Annotated in this window: 21 protein-coding genes, 1 tRNA gene and 1 pseudogene; 14 read left to right on the top strand and 9 right to left on the bottom strand. The window is 65.4% G+C overall.

Annotation, left to right across the window (positions count from 1 at the left end; translation table 11 throughout):
- Positions 1-4: 4 nt before the first annotated feature.
- Positions 5-496 (bottom strand): hypothetical protein, encoded by a 492-nt coding sequence (locus tag HALKA_RS0113195; RefSeq protein WP_018258431.1) that lies wholly within the window; start codon positions 494-496, stop codon positions 5-7.
- Positions 497-617: 121 nt separating this feature from the next.
- Here HALKA_RS0113195 and HALKA_RS0113190 point away from each other — a divergent pair, with 121 nt between their 5' ends.
- Together HALKA_RS0113190 and HALKA_RS0113185 are read left to right on the top strand one after the other, a co-directional pair.
- Positions 618-830, top strand: a complete 213-nt coding sequence (locus HALKA_RS0113190) for a hypothetical protein (protein WP_018258430.1) — start codon at positions 618-620, stop codon at positions 828-830.
- A 68-nt stretch (positions 831-898) separates the two neighbouring features.
- On the top strand, positions 899-1,846 hold the full coding sequence (locus HALKA_RS0113185) for a J domain-containing protein (protein WP_018258429.1): 948 nt from the start codon (positions 899-901) through the stop codon (positions 1,844-1,846).
- Between the two features lie 4 nt (positions 1,847-1,850).
- On the opposite strand, the gene menD is transcribed toward HALKA_RS0113185, so the two are convergent.
- Positions 1,851-3,593 (bottom strand): 2-succinyl-5-enolpyruvyl-6-hydroxy-3-cyclohexene-1-carboxylic-acid synthase, encoded by a 1,743-nt coding sequence (gene menD / locus HALKA_RS0113180; RefSeq protein WP_018258428.1) that lies wholly within the window; start codon positions 3,591-3,593, stop codon positions 1,851-1,853.
- Between the two features lie 295 nt (positions 3,594-3,888).
- Between menD and HALKA_RS0113170 the strand changes: the two genes are divergently transcribed.
- A complete protein-coding gene (locus HALKA_RS0113170) occupies positions 3,889-4,107 on the top strand; it encodes a ribbon-helix-helix domain-containing protein (protein ID WP_018258427.1) in 219 nt (72 codons plus the stop codon).
- 84 nt (positions 4,108-4,191) lie between these two features.
- A complete protein-coding gene (locus HALKA_RS0113165) occupies positions 4,192-4,473 on the top strand; it encodes a UPF0058 family protein (RefSeq protein WP_015763487.1) in 282 nt (93 codons plus the stop codon).
- Here HALKA_RS0113165 and HALKA_RS0113160 read toward each other — a convergent pair.
- The 3 genes from HALKA_RS0113160 to HALKA_RS0113150 all read right to left on the bottom strand — a co-directional run bounded on the left by HALKA_RS0113160 (position 4,470) and on the right by HALKA_RS0113150 (position 6,812).
- The gene (locus HALKA_RS0113160) at positions 4,470-4,991 is read right to left on the bottom strand and encodes an Lrp/AsnC family transcriptional regulator (RefSeq protein ID WP_015763488.1); all 522 of its coding nucleotides are present in this window, start codon (positions 4,989-4,991) and stop codon (positions 4,470-4,472) included. The two genes, HALKA_RS0113165 and HALKA_RS0113160, sit on opposite strands and share 4 nt — an antisense overlap.
- 67 nt (positions 4,992-5,058) lie before the next feature.
- Positions 5,059-5,961 (bottom strand): ferritin family protein, encoded by a 903-nt coding sequence (locus HALKA_RS0113155; protein WP_018258426.1) that lies wholly within the window; start codon positions 5,959-5,961, stop codon positions 5,059-5,061.
- Positions 5,962-6,020: 59 nt separating this feature from the next.
- Positions 6,021-6,812 (bottom strand): enoyl-CoA hydratase/isomerase family protein, encoded by a 792-nt coding sequence (locus tag HALKA_RS0113150; RefSeq protein ID WP_018258425.1) that lies wholly within the window; start codon positions 6,810-6,812, stop codon positions 6,021-6,023.
- A gap of 97 nt (positions 6,813-6,909) precedes the next feature.
- On the opposite strand from HALKA_RS0113150, the gene HALKA_RS0113145 reads away from it, so the two are divergent.
- The 3 genes from HALKA_RS0113145 to HALKA_RS0113135 all read left to right on the top strand — a co-directional run bounded on the left by HALKA_RS0113145 (position 6,910) and on the right by HALKA_RS0113135 (position 9,468).
- Positions 6,910-8,310, top strand: coding sequence for a cryptochrome/photolyase family protein (locus tag HALKA_RS0113145; RefSeq protein WP_018258424.1), 1,401 nt, complete (start codon positions 6,910-6,912; stop codon positions 8,308-8,310).
- A 153-nt stretch (positions 8,311-8,463) separates the two neighbouring features.
- Positions 8,464-9,075 (top strand): superoxide dismutase [Mn], encoded by a 612-nt coding sequence (sod, locus tag HALKA_RS0113140; RefSeq protein ID WP_015763492.1) that lies wholly within the window; start codon positions 8,464-8,466, stop codon positions 9,073-9,075.
- A 129-nt stretch (positions 9,076-9,204) separates the two neighbouring features.
- The gene (locus tag HALKA_RS0113135) at positions 9,205-9,468 is read left to right on the top strand and encodes a DUF5827 family protein (RefSeq protein ID WP_018258423.1); all 264 of its coding nucleotides are present in this window, start codon (positions 9,205-9,207) and stop codon (positions 9,466-9,468) included.
- A 26-nt stretch (positions 9,469-9,494) separates the two neighbouring features.
- On the opposite strand, the gene HALKA_RS0113130 is transcribed toward HALKA_RS0113135, so the two are convergent.
- A complete protein-coding gene (locus tag HALKA_RS0113130; RefSeq protein ID WP_018258422.1) occupies positions 9,495-10,070 on the bottom strand; it encodes an MBL fold metallo-hydrolase in 576 nt (191 codons plus the stop codon).
- 202 nt (positions 10,071-10,272) lie between these two features.
- Here HALKA_RS0113130 and HALKA_RS0113125 point away from each other — a divergent pair, with 202 nt between their 5' ends.
- From HALKA_RS0113125 to HALKA_RS0113100, 6 genes are all read left to right on the top strand, one after another.
- Positions 10,273-10,857 carry a response regulator transcription factor gene (locus HALKA_RS0113125; protein WP_018258421.1) on the top strand — a complete coding sequence of 195 codons (585 nt, stop codon included), beginning with the start codon at positions 10,273-10,275 and terminating at the stop codon, positions 10,855-10,857.
- Between the two features lie 13 nt (positions 10,858-10,870).
- Positions 10,871-11,527, top strand: coding sequence for an RAD55 family ATPase (locus tag HALKA_RS0113120; RefSeq protein ID WP_018258420.1), 657 nt, complete (start codon positions 10,871-10,873; stop codon positions 11,525-11,527).
- 104 nt (positions 11,528-11,631) lie between these two features.
- Entirely contained in the window at positions 11,632-14,703 is a 3,072-nt protein-coding gene (locus HALKA_RS0113115; RefSeq protein ID WP_018258419.1) for an FAD-binding and (Fe-S)-binding domain-containing protein, read from the top strand.
- Between the two features lie 164 nt (positions 14,704-14,867).
- The gene (locus tag HALKA_RS0113110) at positions 14,868-16,037 is read left to right on the top strand and encodes a helix-turn-helix transcriptional regulator (protein ID WP_018258418.1); all 1,170 of its coding nucleotides are present in this window, start codon (positions 14,868-14,870) and stop codon (positions 16,035-16,037) included.
- Positions 16,038-16,126: 89 nt separating this feature from the next.
- Positions 16,127-16,201: transfer RNA gene (locus HALKA_RS0113105), tRNA-Glu, on the top strand.
- A 221-nt stretch (positions 16,202-16,422) separates the two neighbouring features.
- Entirely contained in the window at positions 16,423-17,550 is a 1,128-nt protein-coding gene (locus HALKA_RS0113100; protein ID WP_018258417.1) for a tyrosine-type recombinase/integrase, read from the top strand.
- A gap of 23 nt (positions 17,551-17,573) precedes the next feature.
- Here the strand turns inward: HALKA_RS0113100 and HALKA_RS19970 are convergent, their stop codons facing one another.
- From HALKA_RS19970 to HALKA_RS21955, 3 genes and pseudogenes are all read right to left on the bottom strand, one after another.
- Positions 17,574-17,933 (bottom strand): hypothetical protein, encoded by a 360-nt coding sequence (locus tag HALKA_RS19970; protein ID WP_018258416.1) that lies wholly within the window; start codon positions 17,931-17,933, stop codon positions 17,574-17,576.
- A 150-nt stretch (positions 17,934-18,083) separates the two neighbouring features.
- Complete coding sequence (locus tag HALKA_RS19965) at positions 18,084-18,899, bottom strand: hypothetical protein (protein WP_018258415.1); 816 nt, start codon at positions 18,897-18,899, stop codon at positions 18,084-18,086.
- 249 nt (positions 18,900-19,148) lie between these two features.
- Positions 19,149-19,288 (bottom strand): annotated as a pseudogene (locus HALKA_RS21955) (IS1595 family transposase); the annotation flags it as partial.
- 328 nt (positions 19,289-19,616) lie between these two features.
- On the opposite strand from HALKA_RS21955, the gene HALKA_RS19550 reads away from it, so the two are divergent.
- Positions 19,617-20,215: IS5 family transposase (locus HALKA_RS19550; RefSeq protein ID WP_018258413.1), on the top strand; the 599-nt coding region annotated here is incomplete at its 3' end.

The following is a 20,215-nucleotide window of genomic DNA, read 5'->3' as shown; positions in this document are numbered from 1 at the left end:
CTCGCTACCTCCGGGGCTCGTCCGTCTGTGCTCGGCCCACACGCTCGTACCCGGTCCTGGCGGCCGCGATCGTCCGGTAGAGCGTCCCGACGACCGCGAGCGCCAGCGCGCCAGCGAGCACCAGCACGCTCGTCGAGCCGGTCTCGATGGCCCACGGAACGGTCATCGCGAGGAAGCGACCGATGGCGATCACGCCCGTGACGACGGTGACACCGATCGCGAGGTACCTGAGTCGTCGCTGGATCGGTCCGCCGCGGTCGAGCACGCCGACTCCGTGCAGCTGGACCAGCGCGCTCTCGACGGCGAGCCACAGCGCCGCCGCTCCGGCGACGACCGGCCCGACGAGTGCCAGCGGCTCCGGAACTGTGAGCCCGAGGAGATCGAGCACCGTCACGGTCCCGCCGACGAGGAGAGCGAACGTCAGCGGGGCGAGCAACACGACCGAGCTGAACAGGGCGGCCACGGTCCGGGCGACCGACCGAGCGCTGGGGGACATACGATACACGACAGCCGGCCGCGCAAAAAGTGTCGGGGACGGGAACCGGGCGGATCAGTGTTCCCCGCGGCACTCCGCCGGCGCTCACACACTTATCTCGCTCGCGGGCGACCCTACTCGCATGGCGCTCGACGAGCACTTCGACGACTTCATACGGCGCGACTGGGAGACCGGCGCGGACGGGACCGTCCGCTTCGCGATGGTCGGTCTGGGCTGGTGGACGCGTGACTACGCCGTCCCCGCGACCCAGCAGTCCGAGTACGGCGTCGTCGACATGCGCGTGATCCGCGCGGCCGTCGAGTCCGCCCGGACCGGCGAGCGGGTGACGCTGTAGCGTGGGGCCGCCGCGACACAACTGTTAATATCACCACACGACGATATCACCCTACGCGTGTTCGCTCGATGACAGAGACGTTCTACGACGTGCTCGGGGTCGAACCGGACGCCACCGCGAGCGACATCGAGGACGCCTATCGCGAGCGGCTGAAGGAGACCCATCCGGACCACAACGACGACGCCGACGCCGACGAGGCCACCCAGCGCGTGATCGAGGCCCGCAACGTGCTGACCGACGACGACGAGCGCGCCCGCTACGATCGACTCGGACACGAGGCGTACGTCGGTGCGGACGCGGCGGGGAGCGATCACCACGACGCCCGCGGCGCGGCGGCCCGTGCGGCTCGCGAGGCCGGCTGGGCGGACAGCGAGACGGACGGTCCCAGCGAGTCGACTGCCGCGGGCACGAACGCGGGGCCCTCCGAGCGGCGACGCCAGGAGCGAACGGCCAGCGAGCGCGTTCGTGAGACGCGCACAGCGGCGTCGAGTGGTGCAACTGAGGCCACCGCAACCGGACAGACGACGGCGGGCACGTCGCCCGGCAGTGGCGCGTCGACGGGCCGGACGCGCCCGACGGGCACCTCGACCCGTGACGGCCGCCAGCGCGAGCGAATTTACGGTGCGAGTACCGACAGCGGGGAGGCGGCGTACAACGTCAGACACGACGTGAGTTCGAGCGGTCACTCGCTGCGGGCGTTCGTGGCCGACACGCCGCTCTCACTCGCCGCGCTGACGTTCGCCCTCTATCCGATCATGGTGGCGTCCACGGTGTTTCCACCCTTCCCGCTGGTGATCAACGCCACCGTCGGCCTGTGTGCCCTGCTGTTGATCGGCTACCTCCAGTCACAGCCGTCGGTGGGCGTCCTGGTCTTCGGGGCCTGGAGCGTCCTGGTGCCCCTCGCGCTCGTCGCGTTCGGCGTCCCGGTGACCGGACTCGTCGGGCTCGCAGCGCTCGGGAGCGTCTGGCTGCCCTTTGGCTTCTCGTTGCTGACCCGTTCGATCGTGGGACCGTAGCACCCTACAGCGATTCGCGAACGCGCTCGTGAACCCGATCCCGGTACCGATGGCTCCGCTCGCCGTCGAACCGACACTCGACGATCTGCGTGCCGGACGCGCCGGCCGAGGACGCCACGGCGTCGGCGAGGGCACCGCGACCCTCGACGCGGTCATATTCGAGGTCGTACAGCGCGCCCGTCGGCTCGAAGTCCAGTCCGTGGGGCGTCCGGAACTGGTCGGTGAAGGGCGGCTCGAAGGATTCGATGGGGAGTTCGTGGAAGATGCCGCCGCCGTCGTTGTTCGCGAGGACGATCGTCGCGTCCACGTCACAGCGCCCGACCGCGAGCAGGCCGTTCATGTCGTGGTAGTAGGCCAGATCGCCGGTGAGCACGACCAGCGGGTCCTCGGTCGCGCTGCCCGCACCGAGTCCCGTCGAGGTGATCCCGTCGATACCGCTGGCCCCGCGATTGCCGAGGACGGTCACGTCGGCCGCTCTGGGCCGTCCGAACCGGTCCAGGTCCCGAACCGGCATACTGTTCGAGACCATCACCGTCGCCGGATCCGGGACGGCGCTGGCGACCGTCGCGGCGACCGTCCCCTCGAAGAACTGCTCGCCGTGCGCCCGCTCGGCGAGGTCCCAGTAGCGGGCCTCTGCGGTCTCGAATCGCTCGGTCCACGCCGTCGGTGATCGGTCGAGTCGGTCGGCCAGCCCCGTCGCCAGCCGCGTCGGATCGGCCACGACGAGATCGGTCGCGGTGAACGTCGCTTCGCGCCACTGGCCGGCCGGATCGACCACGAACTGGACGGCGTCGGCGTCGCGCAGCCAGTGACGCAGCGTCTTCGAGGTCGGCGAGGCCCCGAACCGGAGGACGACATCCGGATCGGGCCAGGCCCCGGCGTCGAGATACGAGTCGTAGCCGCCACAGATGGGCCGGTCGCCGACGTGGGGGCCGAAGCGATGCCCCGACAGCGGATCGGCGAGCACCGGAAAGCCCGTGGTGTCGGCGAGTTCTGCCAGCGCGTCCCGGCCGGGCGTCGGTCCGTTCGACGGGCCGGCGACGATCAGGCCCCGCTCTCTGTCGATCCGGTCTGCGAGCGTGGACAGGTCCGACGCCGAGAGCGTCCTCTCGCCGCGGGTCGTACGGACCATCGGTCCGTCCCGGCCGTTCGCACCGAGTGGAGCGCGCTCCGGGAGATCGTCCGGAACCGCGCCCTCGACCGGCGTCGGTTCGAGGGGCTTCGAGACGGGCACGTTCAGGTGGACCGGACCCGCGGGCGTGTCGGTCGCAGTCGCGACGGCGCGACAGACTGTAGTTCGGAGCGATCGGAGCCGGCGCGGCTCCGGTGCCGGCTCTGGGAGCGAGCGGTACTGACGGACAGCGTCGCCGTAGAGCTTCTCCTGGTCGATCGTCTGGTTCGCGCCGCTGTCTTGCAGTTCTCGGGGCCGGTCGGCGGTCAACAGGACCATCGGCACACGGGACTGGTCGGCCTCGATCACCGCCGGGTGGAAGTTCGCCGCCGCCGTGCCAGAGGTACAGATCAGCGGCGTCGGCGTCCCGGTCCGCCGTGCCCGACCGAGCGCGAAGTAGGCCCCGGACCGCTCGTCGAGGTGAGAGTAGACGCGCATCTCCGGGTGCCGTGCGACCGCGACGGTCAGCGGCGTCGAGCGACTGCCGGGTGCGACACAGACCGCGTCGATCCCGTTGGCGACGAGTTCTTCGACGATGATCCGTCCCCAGAGCGTGTTCTCGTTCGGCTCGGTCACTGCCGATCACTCTCGCTGGGCTGCCAGCGTCGGTCCCGACGCCCGGTTCCACACATGGCCCGACCTACGGACGGGGGACGCTTCAGCGTGACTATCGCCACGAAGTGACCGGCAGTTCGCGATCGATCGGCCGGCTACTGGCCGCCGCGTCGCCGAGCGTCGTCGTTTTCTGCATTCAACAGAAATATTTCGATATCGAAAACCGATATCGTCGGAAGCCACAGTATTGTTCTCACGTTCGGTAACTCTCCCCGCCAGATTTATAAGGGGATCTATCGAACCACCGTACGTTCCGATGCCACAGGTAGAGATAACGATCCCGGAACATCTCGAGATGCAGATCGCCCAGCTCGTCGAAGAAGGCGAGTTCCTCACCCGCGAGGAAGCGATCGAGGATCTCCTCTCGACCGGGTTGAAAGCCTACAAGACCAGCGGGCCCATGGACGACGAGGACGACCCCGGGGGACTCGAGGACGACGGGATGATGGGTCACGACGACGAGTACGTCTTCTAGCGAGCGGCGCTCAGCAGACGAACCACCACTGGTAGCCGTTCACAAGCAATTCTTATACTATTGGCACCGCCTACTAGTGGCAAGATGCACAAAGACGAGCTTCTCGAGCTGCACGAACAGATGGTGCTGATCATGCGTTTCTTCCGCGACGAGATGGACAGCGTCGACCCCGAGCTGTTCGACGCCTACGGCGAGCTCGACGTGCGCCCCTCGGACGTTCACAAGTCCAAGAGCGAACACAAACACGCCGTCTTCGTACTGGGCAACTCGCTGGCGACCGCGATGAGCGAAGACGAGTTCTCCGACGCCGGCCGCGTGGGCAAGCGGATGAAGGAACTCGCGGAAGACGCCGAGAGCAAGCTCTAGGTGTCGTCCTGTTCGAGTTCCGTGAATATCTCGGGATCTGTCTGGAACTTCAAAACGTTGTGTATCACGGAGTTACGGATGTTCTGGACGACGCGTCCGTGGTCCTTGTAGAACTCGTGGATCCAGCGTGACTCCGCTTTCCGGCTCGGGAACATCATCACCGACTTCCACTGGTACTCCCCGTCCGAGAGGAAGTAGAACATCGTGTGTCTGTCGTCGCGGATCGCCGTCATGGCCTCGCGCCAGCCCTCCTCGAAGTGCTCCGGATTGAACTTGAACTCGAACAGCGCGAAGTTGAAGTACTCCTCGTTGGGGACGATCGCGTCACGGAAGACCCCCTCCTGGCGCATCTTGCGGATCGATTCGCTGACGGTGACGTGTGACACCGAGATGTCGTGGTCCGCTTCGAGGATGTCGGCCAGTTCTCGCGAGGAGAGCTCCGGATCGTCGGCCAGCTCTCTGAGGATCAACACGTCGCGTTCCTTGAACTCCCAGTCTGGTGATTCGTCCGCGTTCATATCCCACGTTCCGGTGTTATCGTCTTGGAAGTTGGCATCTCTCGGCGCACGCTGTCGTCGGCACGGATCACGCTGAATCGAGGGTCACGAGCGTGTCCACGTCCGGCAGGTCGGTCTCGGGAGACGTGATCTGTGCCATCCGCTCGGTGTGTTTCTCGATCGCGTAGTTCTGCAGGTCGTCGGCGGAGGGACCCGGCGTCTCCTCGCTGCCGTCGCCCAGTCCGTCGGTCGTCGTCTGCTGGACCAGCCCCAGCAGTTCCGTGACGGTGTCGTGTAGCAGCTGTGGGTCGACGCCGTCCGCGACGAGTTCGCGGAGCTTGCTCATTCCGAACCCGACGTGGCGACCCTCGTCGCTCCGGATGCGCTCCAGTCCGGTGGTAAAACCCGGCAGCGTCGGGAGGTCCGGCTCGGAGGGACCGTAGCTCTGCTGGAGCCCCCAGTAGGCCGTCTGTGCCAGAATGCCCTCGATAGTCAGGTGGTAGTGACACAGCGCGATCGCGCGGTGCTCGGGCGTGTCGTCGTCGAGCAGTCGGTGCATCGCCGCGTCCGTGCGGGCGAGCAGTTCGTCGTACGCGTCGTTGACCCACCGATCCTCGGTCGGCGAACTCACCGGCAGGTCGCGCTCGCGCTCGACCGGGTTGATCACCGCCGTCCAGTACCGCTCGAAGAAATCGAGGTGGCGCGCTTCTTCGTACAGCTGCGTGCTGAGATAGGCCTGGTCCGCGGCGTCGTCGAGCACGACCGAGAGCGGGGCGAGGTCCTCGGTGACGGCGCGCTCGCCGGCACCGAACTTCGCGACGGTCGAGCGCAGGTGGTCGAAGGTCGCGGGATGCGCTTCGACGAGTGGCTCACGATCGTCGTCGAGATCGATCGCCGCAGGGTCCCAGTGTCGTTCGACGGCGTTGCGGTAGTAGCGTCCCGATCGGCTCTCCCGATCGAGCGCGAGTCGAAACGTCGCCTCGTCGGTCATTGGTCGTGTCGTAAACTCCGCCCTACATAAGCGTTGACGAACGCGCGGAGCCGACGGTATCAGCGCCCATCGAACTCCGGTTCGCGACTCTCGACGAAGGCTCTCGCGCCCTCCTCGTGGTCCGCGGTCGAGAAGGCGACGCCCTGCGCGTTCGCTTCCCGCGCCGTCGCGGCGTCAAAGGAGTCGGGCTGGTGGTTCACCAGTCGCTTCGAGGCCGCCAGTGCGACCGTCGGCCCCGTCGCGATCGCCTCGACGATGTTCTCGACGCCCTCGTCGAACGACGACGCCTCGAACACGCGGGTAACGAGCCCGAGATCTCGGGCGCGGTCGGCGTCGACCAGTTCGCCAGTGAAGATCAGTTCCTTGGCGGTGTTGAGCCCGACGAGCCGCGGGAGGAGGTAGGACACGCCCGAATCGACCGCGAGTCCGACGCGGCGGAAGCCGAAACTGATCTTCGCCGCCGGGCTCGCGAGCTGCAGGTCACAGGCGATCGCCAGACCCGCACCGGCCCCGAAGGCCGGACCGTCGATCTTCGCCACCGTCGGGAGCCGACAGTCGTAGACGCGCTTGATCGCGCGGTTGACCGCGCCGACGACGACCTCGACGCGCTCTGCCGGCGGCACGTCCCGGTCGATGCTCTCCAGCATCGCGTCCACGTCCCCGCCGGCACAGAAGGCCGCCCCCTCGCTCCGGAGGACGACACACCGTGCCGCGCTGTCTTCGGCGGTCTCGATCGCCGCAGCGAGTTCGTCTGCGGCCTCCGCAGAGAGCGCGTTGCGCGCTTCGGGGCGGTTCAGCGTGATCGTTGCGACCTCGTCTGCGATCTCGACGCGGACCTGACCTCCGGTCATGTCCCGCACCGACGGCCAGGACGAACAAAAGCGTTAGTCAGGTCGCCACCAACAGAGTAGGGGTGCCTTTGAGGAGGGACCGGGCCGATCGTCTCGTATGCGAATCCACTGGCATCGACGCGACCTCCGGACGACCGACAACGCCGGCCTGGCCGCAGCGACGGCCGACAGCCCGGTCGTCCCGGTGTTCGTCTTCGACGACGCCGTCCTCGACCACGCCGCACCGCCCCGCGTGGCGTTCATGCTGGACGCGCTCGACTCGCTGCGGGCACAGTACCGCGACCGCGGGAGCGACCTCGTGATCGCTCGCGGCGATCCGACGGCCGAGATCCCGCGGCTGGCCGAGGCGTTCGGAGCCGACGGCGTGACCTGGGGCGAGGCCTACTCCGGGCTCGGAATCGAGCGCGACATCGCCGTCCGGCAGGCCCTCGACGACGCGGGCGTCGAACGCGAGGCGGTCACCGATGCGGTCCTCCACCGTCCCGGCGAGATCACGACCAACGACGGCGATCCGTACTCGGTGTTCACCTACTTCGGGCGCAAGTGGCACGACCGGGAGAAAGAGGATCCCTACGACGCGCCTGGCCCGGACGAACTCGCCGACGTGTCCGGCGATCCCCTGCCGTCGGTGGGAGACCTGGGTTTCGAGGAGCCACAGGCAGAGATCCCTCCGGCGGGGACGGAGCCGGCCCGGGAGCTCCTCGACGCGTTCTGCGAGGACGACATCTATCGGTACGAGGGCCGCCGAGACTACCCCGCGGACGACTGTACCTCACGGCTCTCGGCTCACCTCAAGTTCGGGACGATCGGTATCAGGGAGGTGTACGAGCGCACCGCGAGCGCGGCGGCAGCGGCCAGCGACGAGGAACGGCGCGAATCCGTCGCGGAGTTCCAGTCCCAGCTCGCCTGGCGGGAGTTCTACACGCAGGTCCTCTTTGCCAACCGGTCGGTCGTCACGGACAACTACAAGACCTACGAGCGCCCGCTCCAGTGGCGCGACGACCCCGAGGCGCTCCAGGCCTGGAAGGACGGCGAGACGGGATACCCGATCGTCGACGCCGGGATGCGCCAGCTCCGCCAGGAGGCGTTCATGCACAACCGCGTCCGGATGATCGTCGCCTCCTTTCTCACCAAGGACTTGCTGATCGACTGGCGAGCGGGATACGAGTGGTTCAAAGAGCGTCTGGTGGACCACGACACCGCGAACGACAACGGCGGGTGGCAGTGGGCCGCCTCGACGGGGACCGACGCCCAACCGTACTTCCGGATCTTCAATCCGATGACCCAGGGCGAGCGGTACGACCCCGACGCGGAGTACATCAAGACGTACGTCCCCGAACTGCGTGACGCCGAGCCGTCGGTGATCCACGAGTGGCCCGACCTCTCGCTGACCCAGCGTCGCAACGCCGCCCCGAAGTACCCCGACCCCATCGTCGACCACAGCGAGCGGCGCGACCAGGCTCTGGAGATGTTCGAGACCGCCCGCGGCGAGAGCTGATCCCGGCAGTGGTGGGTCGTCTGTCTCGGCGTCGGGACCCGAACCGCCAGCCGAGAACGACCGGCAGGCGGTCGGCGCGTGTGGTGTGGTAGCGTGCGGCTCCTAAACGTTTAACAGGCGTCCGCCCCACCCAAAAGATGGAGGAGATTTATCATGTCCGAACACTCAGATCCGGAACTGCCGCCACTTCCGTACGACTACGACGCGCTGGAGCCCCACATCTCAGAGCAGGTGCTCACCTGGCACCACGACACCCACCATCAGGGGTACGTCAACGGCCTCGCGGCCGCCGAGGAGACCCTCGCGGAGAACCGCGAGTCGGGTGAGTTCGGATCCAGCGCCGGTGCGCTGGGCAACGTCACCCACAACGGCAGTGGACACTATCTCCACACGCTGTTCTGGGACAACATGTCCCCCAACGGCGGCGGCGAGCCGTCGGGCGAACTCCGTGACCGGATCGAAGCGGACTTCGGCTCCTACGAGGGCTGGAAAGGCGAGTTCGAGGCGGCCGCCTCGGCCGCCGGTGGCTGGGCGCTGCTCGTCTACGACCCGGTCGCCAAGCAGCTCCGCAACGTCACGGTCGACAAGCACGACCAGGGCGCGCTCTGGGGGTCCCACCCCATCATGGCGCTCGACGTCTGGGAGCACTCGTACTACTACGACTACGGCCCGGACCGCGGCAGCTTCGTCGACGCCTTCTTCGAGGTCGTCGACTGGGACGAGGTCGCGTCGCAGTACGAGACCGCAGTCGGTCACTTCGAGTAACGTCGCCCGACGGCGGGCTCCCGAGCTTCGCACTTTCTTTCGATATCGTCGATCAGTGGCGACACCAGACGGCGACGACAGCGCGTCGCTTTCGAGGGCTTTACGCACGGCGGCGCGGAACCGGCGGACATGCCACGACCGAAAGACGAGTTCGACGATCTCCGCCCGCTGGAGTTTCGCGAGCCCGAGGAAGTGCTCGACGACGACGAGATGTACACGATCTACGAGATCGGTCGCCTCCTCCAGGGGTTAGAGGCCGAGGCGGAACTCGACGTCGAGACCGAGAACGTCCTGATGGACTGGGCCATTCCGTGGCTCATCAAACACGCCGACGCCTTCGTGTTCGCCGAGCCGAGTGCCGACGACGAGCCGGGCTACTACGGGCTGGCCTGACGGGGCGCGTGCCACTGCCGACGGCGTCAGAACCGCGCCGCCCGCCGCGCCAGTTCGATGTTGCTGTACGGGTCGTCCGTGACGCTGGGACCGTGGCCGGCGTGCATCTCGGCGAGGTCTTCGTCGACGAGATCGAGGACGCGGTCGATGCTCTCGACGAGCAGCGAACGGTCTCCCTCTTCGAGGTCCGTCCGACCGAAGCTCCCGTTGGCAAACACCAGATCACCGGCGAAGAGCACGCCCGCCTCGGCCGCGTAGAGACAGACGTGGTCGTTCTTGTGACCCGGCGTGTGCAGCGCCACGTACTCCTCGTCGCCGATCTGTCGGGTCGTCTCGTCGGCGATCGCCCGGTCGACGCCGCCGTAGTCGCCGTCGTAGCCAAACACCGGCGCGTCGAACGCGTCCCGTACCGCGTCGAGGGTGCCGACGTGGTCGCGGTGGGTGTGTGTCAGGACGACCTGATCGATCTCGTCGACGACCGCTCGCACCTCGGAGACCACGTCGAAGTCGTTGCCCACGTCGACCAGCGTCGTCGTCTCGCCCTCGACGAGAAAGACGTTGCTGGTAAAGACCCCGCTCGACGGTGCAAGGTTTCGGATCATACGCCCGGAGTCGAGCCCGACGGGTTTGTGTGTGCTGGTCTGTCTCTCCGGAGGGCGCGGTTCCGAGAAGCGAGGGTGCGATCGGGACGCGGGACGAGCGCCGCGTAGTGAGGGGCGAACTGACGTACTGGCCGCTGATTCGGCGCGCTGACAGACCCACAGGGCTATGTATGATGAAAAAGTAACCACGTGTAGAGAATAGATGTCTGAATCGGATCGCCCCGTCGTGCTCATCGTCGAGGACGAACCGGACGTCGCGGAAACATACAAGCTATGGCTCCGAAACGACTACGAAGTCCGGATGGCCCACGACGGTGACGAAGGGCTCGACTTACTCGACGACAGCGTCGATGTCGTGTTACTCGACCGTATGATGCCGGGACTCTCGGGTGACGAGGTACTGGAGCGTATCCGCGAGCGCGATCTCGGCTGTCGCGTCTCGATGGTGACGGCGGTCGAACCGGACTTCGACATTCTGGAGATGGGGTTCGACGCGTATCTCTCGAAGCCGATCCGGAGCGAACAGCTCCACGAGACCGTGGAGAACCTGCTCGAACGTTCCGAGTACGATACCCTCCTACAGGAGTACTACTCGCTGGTCGAGAAGCAAGCGACGCTCGAAGCGAGTAAGAGCAGCGCGGAGCTGGAAGAGAGCGACGAATACGATGAACTTAAGGAGGAGATCGGAGAACTAAAATCCGAACTCTCGGAATCACTCGGTGGCATCGGCGACGACGCCGACTTTATCGCAACGTTGCGTGGGCTCAGTAATGGTGAAGACGAATAAACTGTCAGAGAATATGTACGACCTGTCAACCGTACTCGACTTCGACGCGCTGGACTCGGTTCGCCCGGGGACGAGCCTACTCGTCGCGGGACCCGCGATGAGTGGCAAAGAGGCCCTCGCGATGGATGTACTCAAAGATGGGGTGGGTAACGGCGAGGGGGCGGTCGTCGTGACGACGAACGATCGGGCGAGCTCGGTCGTCGACGAGTTTCGAACGGACGTACCGGAGATGGACGACTCCCAGCTCGGAGTCGTCGACTGCCGCGGCGACAACAGCGGGGGGGAAGCCGCACAGAGCGGCGCGTACACCCATCACGTGAACTCGCCGGGCGACCTGACCGGCATCGGTATCGGCATCACGAAAGCACTGGAGGGGCTCCACAAGAGCGGGCGCGACCAGGGACGGCTCGCGCTGGTCTCCCTGTCGACGATGCTAACGTACACGGACAAGAAGACCGTGTTCAAGCTCTGTCACATCCTCTCGTCGCGACTGGACTCGGCGGGCTACGTCGGCGTGTTCACGATCGACTCCGGCGCGCACGACGACCAGACCCTCCAGGTCATCAAGCAGGCGTTCGACGGCCTCATCGAGTTCCGCGAGGAGGACGGCACCCGTCAGGCCCGCGTCATGGGCCTCACGAGCCAGCCCTCCGAGTGGAAAGAACTCTGATTGTCGCGGCCGCTCTGTTGTCCGGAGAGCAGAGAGCGGACTGACAGCCGGCAGCGCGAGCGGTGGCCCGGTGTTTTAATCGGGATCCGGTCGAAGAATCCGATATGGGAACACGACGCGATCGGGGTGGGCCGGACCCGGCTACCGACGATCGGGCGGACTACGACTACGAGGGCGGGACCGTCGAGCGCCCCGCGTTCGTCGCCGCCCTCGAAGACCGCATCGACGGGGCGGTCCGCTTCGACGAGTACACGCGACAGTTGTACGCGACCGACGCGAGCGCCTACGAGGTGGTACCGATCGGTGTCGTCTATCCGACCTCGACGGCCGACGTGGCAGCGGTCGTCGACTACTGCGCCGAGCGGGGAACGCCGGTCCTGCCGCGAGGCGGGGGAACGAGCCTCGCGGGACAGGCGGTCAACGAGTCGGTCGTCGTCGACTGCTCGCGCCACATGGACGCGATCGAGTCGGTCGATCCGGCGGGACACACGGCACGCGCACAGGTGGGCGTCACCCTCGGGGCGTTGAACGACAGGCTCGCCGACCACGGCCTGAAGTTCGCCCCCGACCCGGCGTGGGGCGACAAGAGCGTCCTCGGTGGCGCGATCGGCAACAACTCCACGGGCGCACACTCCCTGAAGTACGGCAAGACCGACGCGTACATCGAGGACTGCGAGGTCGTCCTCGCGGACGGGACCGTGACGACGTTCGGCGAGGTCACGCTCGACGAACTGCGGTCGCGGGCCGACCGGGACGGGCTCGAAGGCCAGATATACGCGGCGATTGCCCGGCTCGTCGACGACGAGCACGAGGCGGTCACCGCGGCGTTTCCCGACCTCAAGCGAAACGTCTCCGGCTACAATCTCGATCGACTCCTCTCGGAGGCCGAAGACGGGTCGGTCAACGTCGCGCGGCTGCTCGCGGGCAGCGAGGGGACCCTGGCCATCGTGACCGAGGCGACGGTCTCGCTCGAACCCGTCCCGGAAACGAAGTCGCTGGCGCTGCTCTCCTATCACGACCTCATCGACGCGATGGCCGACGTGCCGGCGATCCTCGAACACGATCCCGCGGCGGTCGAAGTCCTCGACGACGTGTTGCTGGAGCTGGCCGCCGACACCGAGGAGTTCGGCGACCTGGTCGACCAGCTCCTCCCGGCGGACACCGGCGCGGTGTTGCTCGTCGAGTTCTACGCCGAGAACGACCCGCAGGGCAAACAGCGGGTCGCGGACCTCCTCGCGGATCGAGTCGGGAGCGTCGGTACCGACGGCGTCGCACAGAGCGGGGCCGACTCGCTGACCGACGCGCCGCGGGAGGCGTTTCACGGCCAGGAGGCCCACGAGGAGAGCGAGCGAAAGCGATTCTGGAAGCTCCGCAAGAGCGGGCTCCCGATCCTCCTCGGGCGGACCTCGGACGCGAAACACATCAGCTTCATCGAGGACACCGCCGTCCCGCCCGAGAACCTCGCGGACTACGTCGCCGAGTTCCAAGAGCTGCTGGCCGACAACGACACGTTCGCGAGCTTCTACGCCCACGCCGGTCCGGGCTGTCTCCACATCCGGCCCCTGGTGAACACGAAGACGGTCGAGGGGGTCGAGCAGATGGCAGCCATCGCGGACGGCGCGACCGACCTCGTCACGACCTACGGCGGCAGCGTCTCGGGCGAGCACGGCGACGGACGTGCGCGCACTCAGTGGAACCGAAAGCTGTACGGACAGGACGTGTGGGAGGTGTTCCGGGAGCTGAAAGCGGCCTTCGACCCGGACTGGCTGTTGAACCCCGGACAGGTGTGTGGCTACGCCGCCGACGAGGCGATCCCCGAGGACGTCCCCGCGCGGGCCCGCGCCGTCGACATGACCGACGACCTGCGGTTCGATCCCGACTACGAGTTCGAGACGGCGTTCGAGCCGGCCATGGGGTGGGACAACGAGAACGGGTTCCAGGGAATGGTCGAGCTCTGTCACGGCTGTGGGGGCTGTCGCGGCCCACAGGAGACGACCGGCGGCGTCATGTGTCCGACCTATCGGGCCGCGGGCGAGGAGTCGACGGCGACGAGGGGGCGAGCCAACGCCCTCCGCCAGGCGATGAGCGGCGACCTGCCGGCAGATCCGACGGACGAGGCGTTCGTCGACGAGATCATGGACCTCTGTATCGGCTGCAAGGGGTGTGCGAAAGACTGCCCCAGCGAGGTCGACATGGCCAAGCTCAAGACCGAGGTCGAACACGCCTCTCACCAGGAACACGGCGCGAGTCTCCGGTCGAAGCTGTTCGCGCACGTCGAGACCCTCAGCGCGTGGGGGAGTCGGCTCGCACCGCTGTCGAACTGGCTGGCCGGGGCACCGGGCAGTGACGTACTGGCCGAGCGCCTGGTCGGGATCGCCAGCGAGCGATCGCTCCCGACGTTCAAACGCGAGTCCTTCGAGGACTGGTTCGCCCAGCGCGGCCCCGGCGTCAACCCGGAGGACGCACAGCGCCGGGCGCTGCTGGTCCCCGACACGTACAACAACTACAGCAACCCCGACGTGCTCCGTGCGGCCGTCCGCGTCCTCGAAGCCGCCGACGTACACGTCGCCGTCCCAGACGACGCGACCAGCAGCGGCCGCGCCGCCCACTCGAAGGGCTTCGTCGACGTGGCTCGCGAGCGCGCACGGACGAACGTCGACGCGCTGGACGGCCGCGTGGCCGACGGGTGGGACGTGGTCCTCGTCGAGCCGTCCGACGCCGTGATGTTCCAGTCGGACTACCGTGACCTCCTGGGCTCGGACGCCGCGCCCGTCGCCGACAACGCGTACGGTCTCTGTGAGTACCTCGATCGGTTCCGCCTCGACGAGCGCGTCGACTGGACCGGCGGCGAGGAGACGCTGACCTACCACGGCCACTGCCACCAGAAGGCCGTCTCGCGGGACCACCACGCCGTCGGCGTCCTCAGGCGGGCGGGCTACGCCGTCGACCCGCTGGATTCGGGCTGCTGTGGGATGGCCGGCAGCTTCGGCTACGAGGCCGAACACTACTCGATGAGCCAGGCGATCGGGCGGATTCTCTTCGATCAGATCGCCGACAGCGACGGCGACGCCGTCGTCGCACCGGGGGCGTCCTGTCGCACACAGCTCGGTGATCGACGCGGCCACGAATCACCGTCACATCCCGTCGAACGGCTCGCAGACGCGCTCGCTGACTGACAGGCCGCCCTTCTGTGACTGGTCTCGCCGTCGCAGAGTGACGAATCCCTTCACGAAGGGGTTCTTCCGTACGAGATCGGGATCGATCCCGTCCTCGTCGGATCGAGAGGGACCGTTCGGCGCAACACAGCGTTTTTATTCTGTCCTCAGGTGGTATATGACAGATGAATAGTCAGGTCCTCCTCGGGTGTCTGCTCGTGGCCGCGCTCGTGAGCGGGGCCGCCGTCACGACCGCCCAGGAGACGGGGTCGAGCGGCCTGTTGGCCCAGCCCGACGGGTTCGACCAGACGACGTTCGAGATCACGGTCACCGAGAACGGCTCTGCGCGCTGGTCGATCCAGCACCACCGTCGGTTGACCAACGACTCCGAGAAACGGCAGTTTCGGGACTTCGCCGAGCGCTTCGAGACCGAGGAGACGGACCTGTACCGGAATTTCGTCAGTCGCTCCGAGGCGCTGACTGCGATCGGCCGCAACGCCACCAAACGGCCGATGGCGGCGAAGTCCTTCGACCGCGACGCCTACACGAACGTCACGGCGAGCTTCGACGACCGCGGGACGATCGAACTGGCGTTCACCTGGACTCACTTCGCCCGGACCGACGGGGAGCGAGTCGTCGTCAGCGACGTGTTCGACGGGAAATTCTACATCGGACCGGACCAGTCGCTCGTGTTCGTCAGCGGTGAGGGACTCCAGTTCGCCGCTGTCGAGCCCGAACCGACCTCACAGACCCGGCCCGACTCGCTGACACGGAGCCAGAGCGTCACCTGGGGGGGCGAACAGCAGTTCGTACAGCAGCGTCCGTACCTCGAACTCGAACCGCGTTCGACCGCGACGACCGCCGCTGGCGGTTCTGGTGTGGAGGGCGACACACAGAGCCCGCAGTCGACGACTGCCCCACTCCCGAGCGGGACCGACAACCCGATGGTCTGGATCGTCGGTGCCGTCATCCTGGTGCTCGGCGTCGGCAGCGCGATCGCGTACCGAAACGGTTCGGTCTCGCTGCCCGGCGACACCGCGAGCACCGCCAGCGACACCGACACTGCCCCGGAGACGGCCGGTTCGGCGACGGACAGCCAGACGCCGATCCCCGACGCGGAACTGCTCTCGGACAGCGACCGCGTCGTCAAGCTCCTCGAATCGAACGGCGGGCGCATGAAGCAGGTCAACATCGTCGAGGAGACCGACTGGTCGAAGTCCAAAGTCAGCATGCTCCTCTCGGACATGGAGGAGGACGGCGAGATCAGCAAGCTCCGCGTCGGCCGCGAGAACATCATCAGTCTCGCCGGTCACGAACCCGACGCCGCCGGCTCGCCGTTCGACGACGAGGAGTGACTCCGAAGCGGCCTGTTTGCATGCGTAACCCACACAGGGCGGTGCTAAAACGCAACCATTATACGTATCTCCCCGATACGTTCAGGTGCGCTCCGTTGGTGTAGTCCGGCCAATCATCTTGCCCTCTCACGGCAAGGACCAGGGTTCGAATCCCTGACGGAGCACTCCTTTCCCTCCGCCGTCCCGTAGTTTTCGTCCGTGAACAACGGTGAAACAAACATATGTTCACGGGCAATGCGCTTCGATGTACCGACCGAACCCGCCGCTGTCTTGCGATTAGCAATATAGCAGCGGCACCGCGGTTCGATGGACTGAACCCGATGCCGTCCGGCGATTGGGTGAAACGGGTGGGCAAGGACCTGGGTTCCCCCAGAGGTGCCCGGCAATGAAGAACGCCGACGAGGCAACGACCCCTCTCGAAGGGATCACAGTCGTCACCGAACCCGCCGCCGAGCTGCTTAACGAGCGACAACAGATCGACTATCGCAACCAGCGCGAGCAGTGTCTCGAATGGCTTCTCGTGTTCGGGAAAGACCCGAAGAAAGCCGACGGCTACGCGCGAACGACAGTCAGTAACCGCGCTCAGCGCATGGACCCGTTCTACCGGTGGGTGTGGGACTACGAAGACGGGTACACGACGAACGTCACGCACGATCACGCGGACGCGTATCTGATGTGGCTCGCCAAGCAGGAACACAGCAACGCCCACAAGGACAACTGCCGGAAAGCGCTCCAGATGCTCTACAAGTGGCGCGAACACGAACAGGGCCTCGACGAATGGGATCCGGAGCTCTCGTTCAGTACGGGGCACAAGACGACCGCACCGCGAGATTACCTGACTCGGGAAGAACGCGGCCTCATCCGCGAGGCCGCGCTCGAACACGGGAGCGTCCCGGCGTACAAGGGCCTCGACGCTGAGGAGCGCGACCGGTGGAAGGCCTATCTCGCTCAGCGCCTCGAAAAACCGAAATCGGCGGTGACGCCGGACGACTGGGAGGAGGTCAACGGGTGGAAAATCCCGAGCCTCGTCTCGGTGAGTCTCGACGCCGGGCTCCGCCCGATCGAGGTCGAACGCGCCGTGACGAGTTGGGTGGACATCGAGAACGCCGTGTTACGCATCCCGAAAGAACAGTCATCGAAGAACACGGGTCACTGGGTCGTCGGGCTGCAGGAACGAACCGCCGAGACCCTCGACCGGTGGCTCGAACAGCGCGAAACCGATCCGAAGTACGATGATACCGACGCCGTCTGGCTGACCCGACGCGGAAACACGTACGGATCGTCACCTCTGCGTCAAGTGCTTCGTCGCCTCTGCGACCAGGCGGGGATCCCCTATGAGGACCGCCAGATGAGCTGGTACTCCATCCGACACTCCACGGGCACCTACATGACCCGCGAGGAGGACCTCGCTGCCGCGCAGGCCCAACTCAGACACAAGAGCCCGGAGACGACGATGAAATACGATCAGGCCCCCGTCGAGGACCGTCAGAACGCGTTAGATCGGATGGGGTGAGCGTAGCCACCCGCTAAACTCGTTTAAATCTCTTCGGACAGGATTTTCCTGGTGATGTCGACGCGGTCCTCCTGCGTGTCGTCGATGACCGCGTCGATGTGGTGCCCCCCAGGATGTCCTGACGAGCTACTGGATTCATCGCGCGGGGTCGAGGATTGACTCTCAGTTTCGTCCGCGTACGGGTTGAAGTCGGGGTCTTCCGCAGTGCGACGCGCGACGTCGTTTACCTCTTCGAGCGTGTGCCGACGACTCTCGATGGTGGATTCGCCGTAGGTCAGCTTCGTCGTCTCGATGTACTTGTGGCGCAGCTGATCGCGGGCCTGCGAGATGTCCTCCGTTTCCTCGATCGACTGCCCGAGGTTGTGCCGGAGGCTGTACCACACGATCCTCCGATCCTCGTGGTCGATCCCGGCTTCCTCACAGAGCCGTCGAAGCAGGTAACACAGGTTCTTCGAGTTGTACGGGTTCCCGTCGCGGTTGAGCCACAGGCGATTCGTGCCGTCGTACTTCTCGTAGTGCCGCCGCTCCTGGATCTATTTGCTCAGGAGGTCCCCCGTCGCTTCTGTGAGCGGGAGTTCAGACGTCGGTCGCTCTTTCCCCGCGTCTTCCTTCGTGATCTTGAGGACGTTCCGCTTCGGGTCGTACCAGTCGGTTCTCGCTCGCCCGACTTCGATCGGGATGATCCCGGTTTCGAGCGTCACGGCGATGAGCGACCCGACCTTGGTACTGGTGTCGGCGCGTTCCCAGTCCTTCCGCGTGACCTCGCCTTTCGGCTTGCCGAGCCGTTGCGCGACGAGGCTGTCGATTTTCCCGCGTTCCGCCTCGGTCGTCTCGTAGTAGGACGGCAGCGACCCGTACTCGTTGGCGGCTTGCAGCACTTTCCACCGTTCTTCGAAGTTCAGGCGGTCCGCGTTCTCGTGCTCACCGTCGGAGAAGTTGATCCGCGGCCGCCACTTCTCCGCGTCACCCCGCTGGTCGTGTCGCCACGCGAAGTACTTCACGAGGGCGTTCGAGAACTTTCGCTTGCTGGTCTCCAAGTACGGATCGCCGTTCCGCTGGCAGATCTCGTTTCGGTCTAACCACTTCACGATCAGGTCTGCTTGGTCGTGGGTGAGCACCGTCTTCTCGACGGGGTTGATCCGCTCGATGACGAGCCTGAAGATCTGATCGACACGTCGGTAGTAGTTCTTCGAGACCGAGTCGGACAGCGGTTTCTTCCGGTTCGGGTTCTTCCCCTTCGTGCGCATCCAATCGTGGAACGCATCGAGTTCGTTCTCGACGGTACTCGCTTCGTTACCGAGCGCCGCCGAGAGGTCGTCCGTGATCGATTTTCGGTTGTTGTCTGGCATCGGAGCAAACAGGTGAATTACCCAGATATGTAAGAACCCTCGTGTCCCACTACCTTTGCCAGCCGACACTGACTTCTCAAACCGGGGTATACTCCCCGATAAGCACCTGTACCGGGCACTTCGCTCTTGCTACTTCGGTAGCCGCTGATAGTCTACTCGTTACGATAGAGTCTTCGGAGGTTACAATGGAATCTCCGTAATGGCTCAACGTCGGTCATATACCCGTACTGGGCTGTTTTGACTCCCCCGTGCCTTCGCATTGAACAACCATTTGCGGAGCACGATCTTTGAGTGAGGAAGGATCTCCCCGGTCTTATCGTTGAACGTGCGGAACGGCAGCGGGAACACAAAATCCCGTTCCACAAGTGAGGCTGTTGGAGCAGGTCCATTGCGACCGATTCCGACCCAACGTATCTAATGCAATCATTCGCGTCGGACACCGCTATTGCGGTGTTATTGTCCTCCCAGTCTCCAGCGACGGGGCTCCAATTTCAACGATCCTCCACAAGCGAGCGTCTGACCGACCTGGACGAACCGATTTCGACGTTAGAAATCGTGTCTCAGTTCGTCAAAAACTCCCTGCCACTGTTCAGGCATATCGTGTTTCCCATACGCGCCGTCGTTTGCTAACTCCAACAACGGCTGTGTTGAATCACTAGACAGCGTCGGGACAGGTCAGTAAATCAAAGGCGTTGAAGCGGGAGACTCCGGTTGTCCATGACCCAAATCTCCCGCTTCATTGGGGAAGTTGTGCCGGTCGCTAAAAGAGTCACGGGCGATGGAGACGAATCCGCCGCTCCGGAAGGAGGCGGCGGATTCGCCGACTATGCGTTCGTTTCTCTCCATTGTCTCCGGGTTTACCTCGACACGTCCTATCGGATGACTATCGACCTGCTGAAGGAGATGCCACAAATAATCGGGGAGATCGGCCTTGAAGCGGACGATCTCCCTCATCCATCAACGTTGTGTAAAGCATTCGATGATATGAGCATGAGCGTGTGTCGAGTGCTGCTGCGCCAGTCGGCGCAGCTGCACGACCCCTCGAAACACGGCGCTATCGATGCCACGTTCTACGAACGATCTGCCGCGAGTCGTCACTACTGCCAGCGAACGAGTTACCGTGTGCAGAAGCTGAAAGTCACGAAACTCGTCGATACAGACACGCAAGCGATCCTTGATGTGCACTGCTCGACCAACCGCAAGGGAAGTGATGCCGATCTCTGTGCGCAGATCGCCCGCCGGAACGCGGGCGATCTGCTGAGTCTCGCCGCCGACAAGGGATACGACAAGCAAGCGCTCAGAGAAGCACTCCGTGA

Source organism: Halomicrobium katesii DSM 19301, from assembly GCF_000379085.1.
In the GTDB taxonomy this organism is placed as follows: domain Archaea; phylum Halobacteriota; class Halobacteria; order Halobacteriales; family Haloarculaceae; genus Halomicrobium; species Halomicrobium katesii.
The sequence above is the reverse complement of the archived record's forward strand: the minus strand, read 5'-3'. Positions and strand labels throughout refer to the sequence as shown.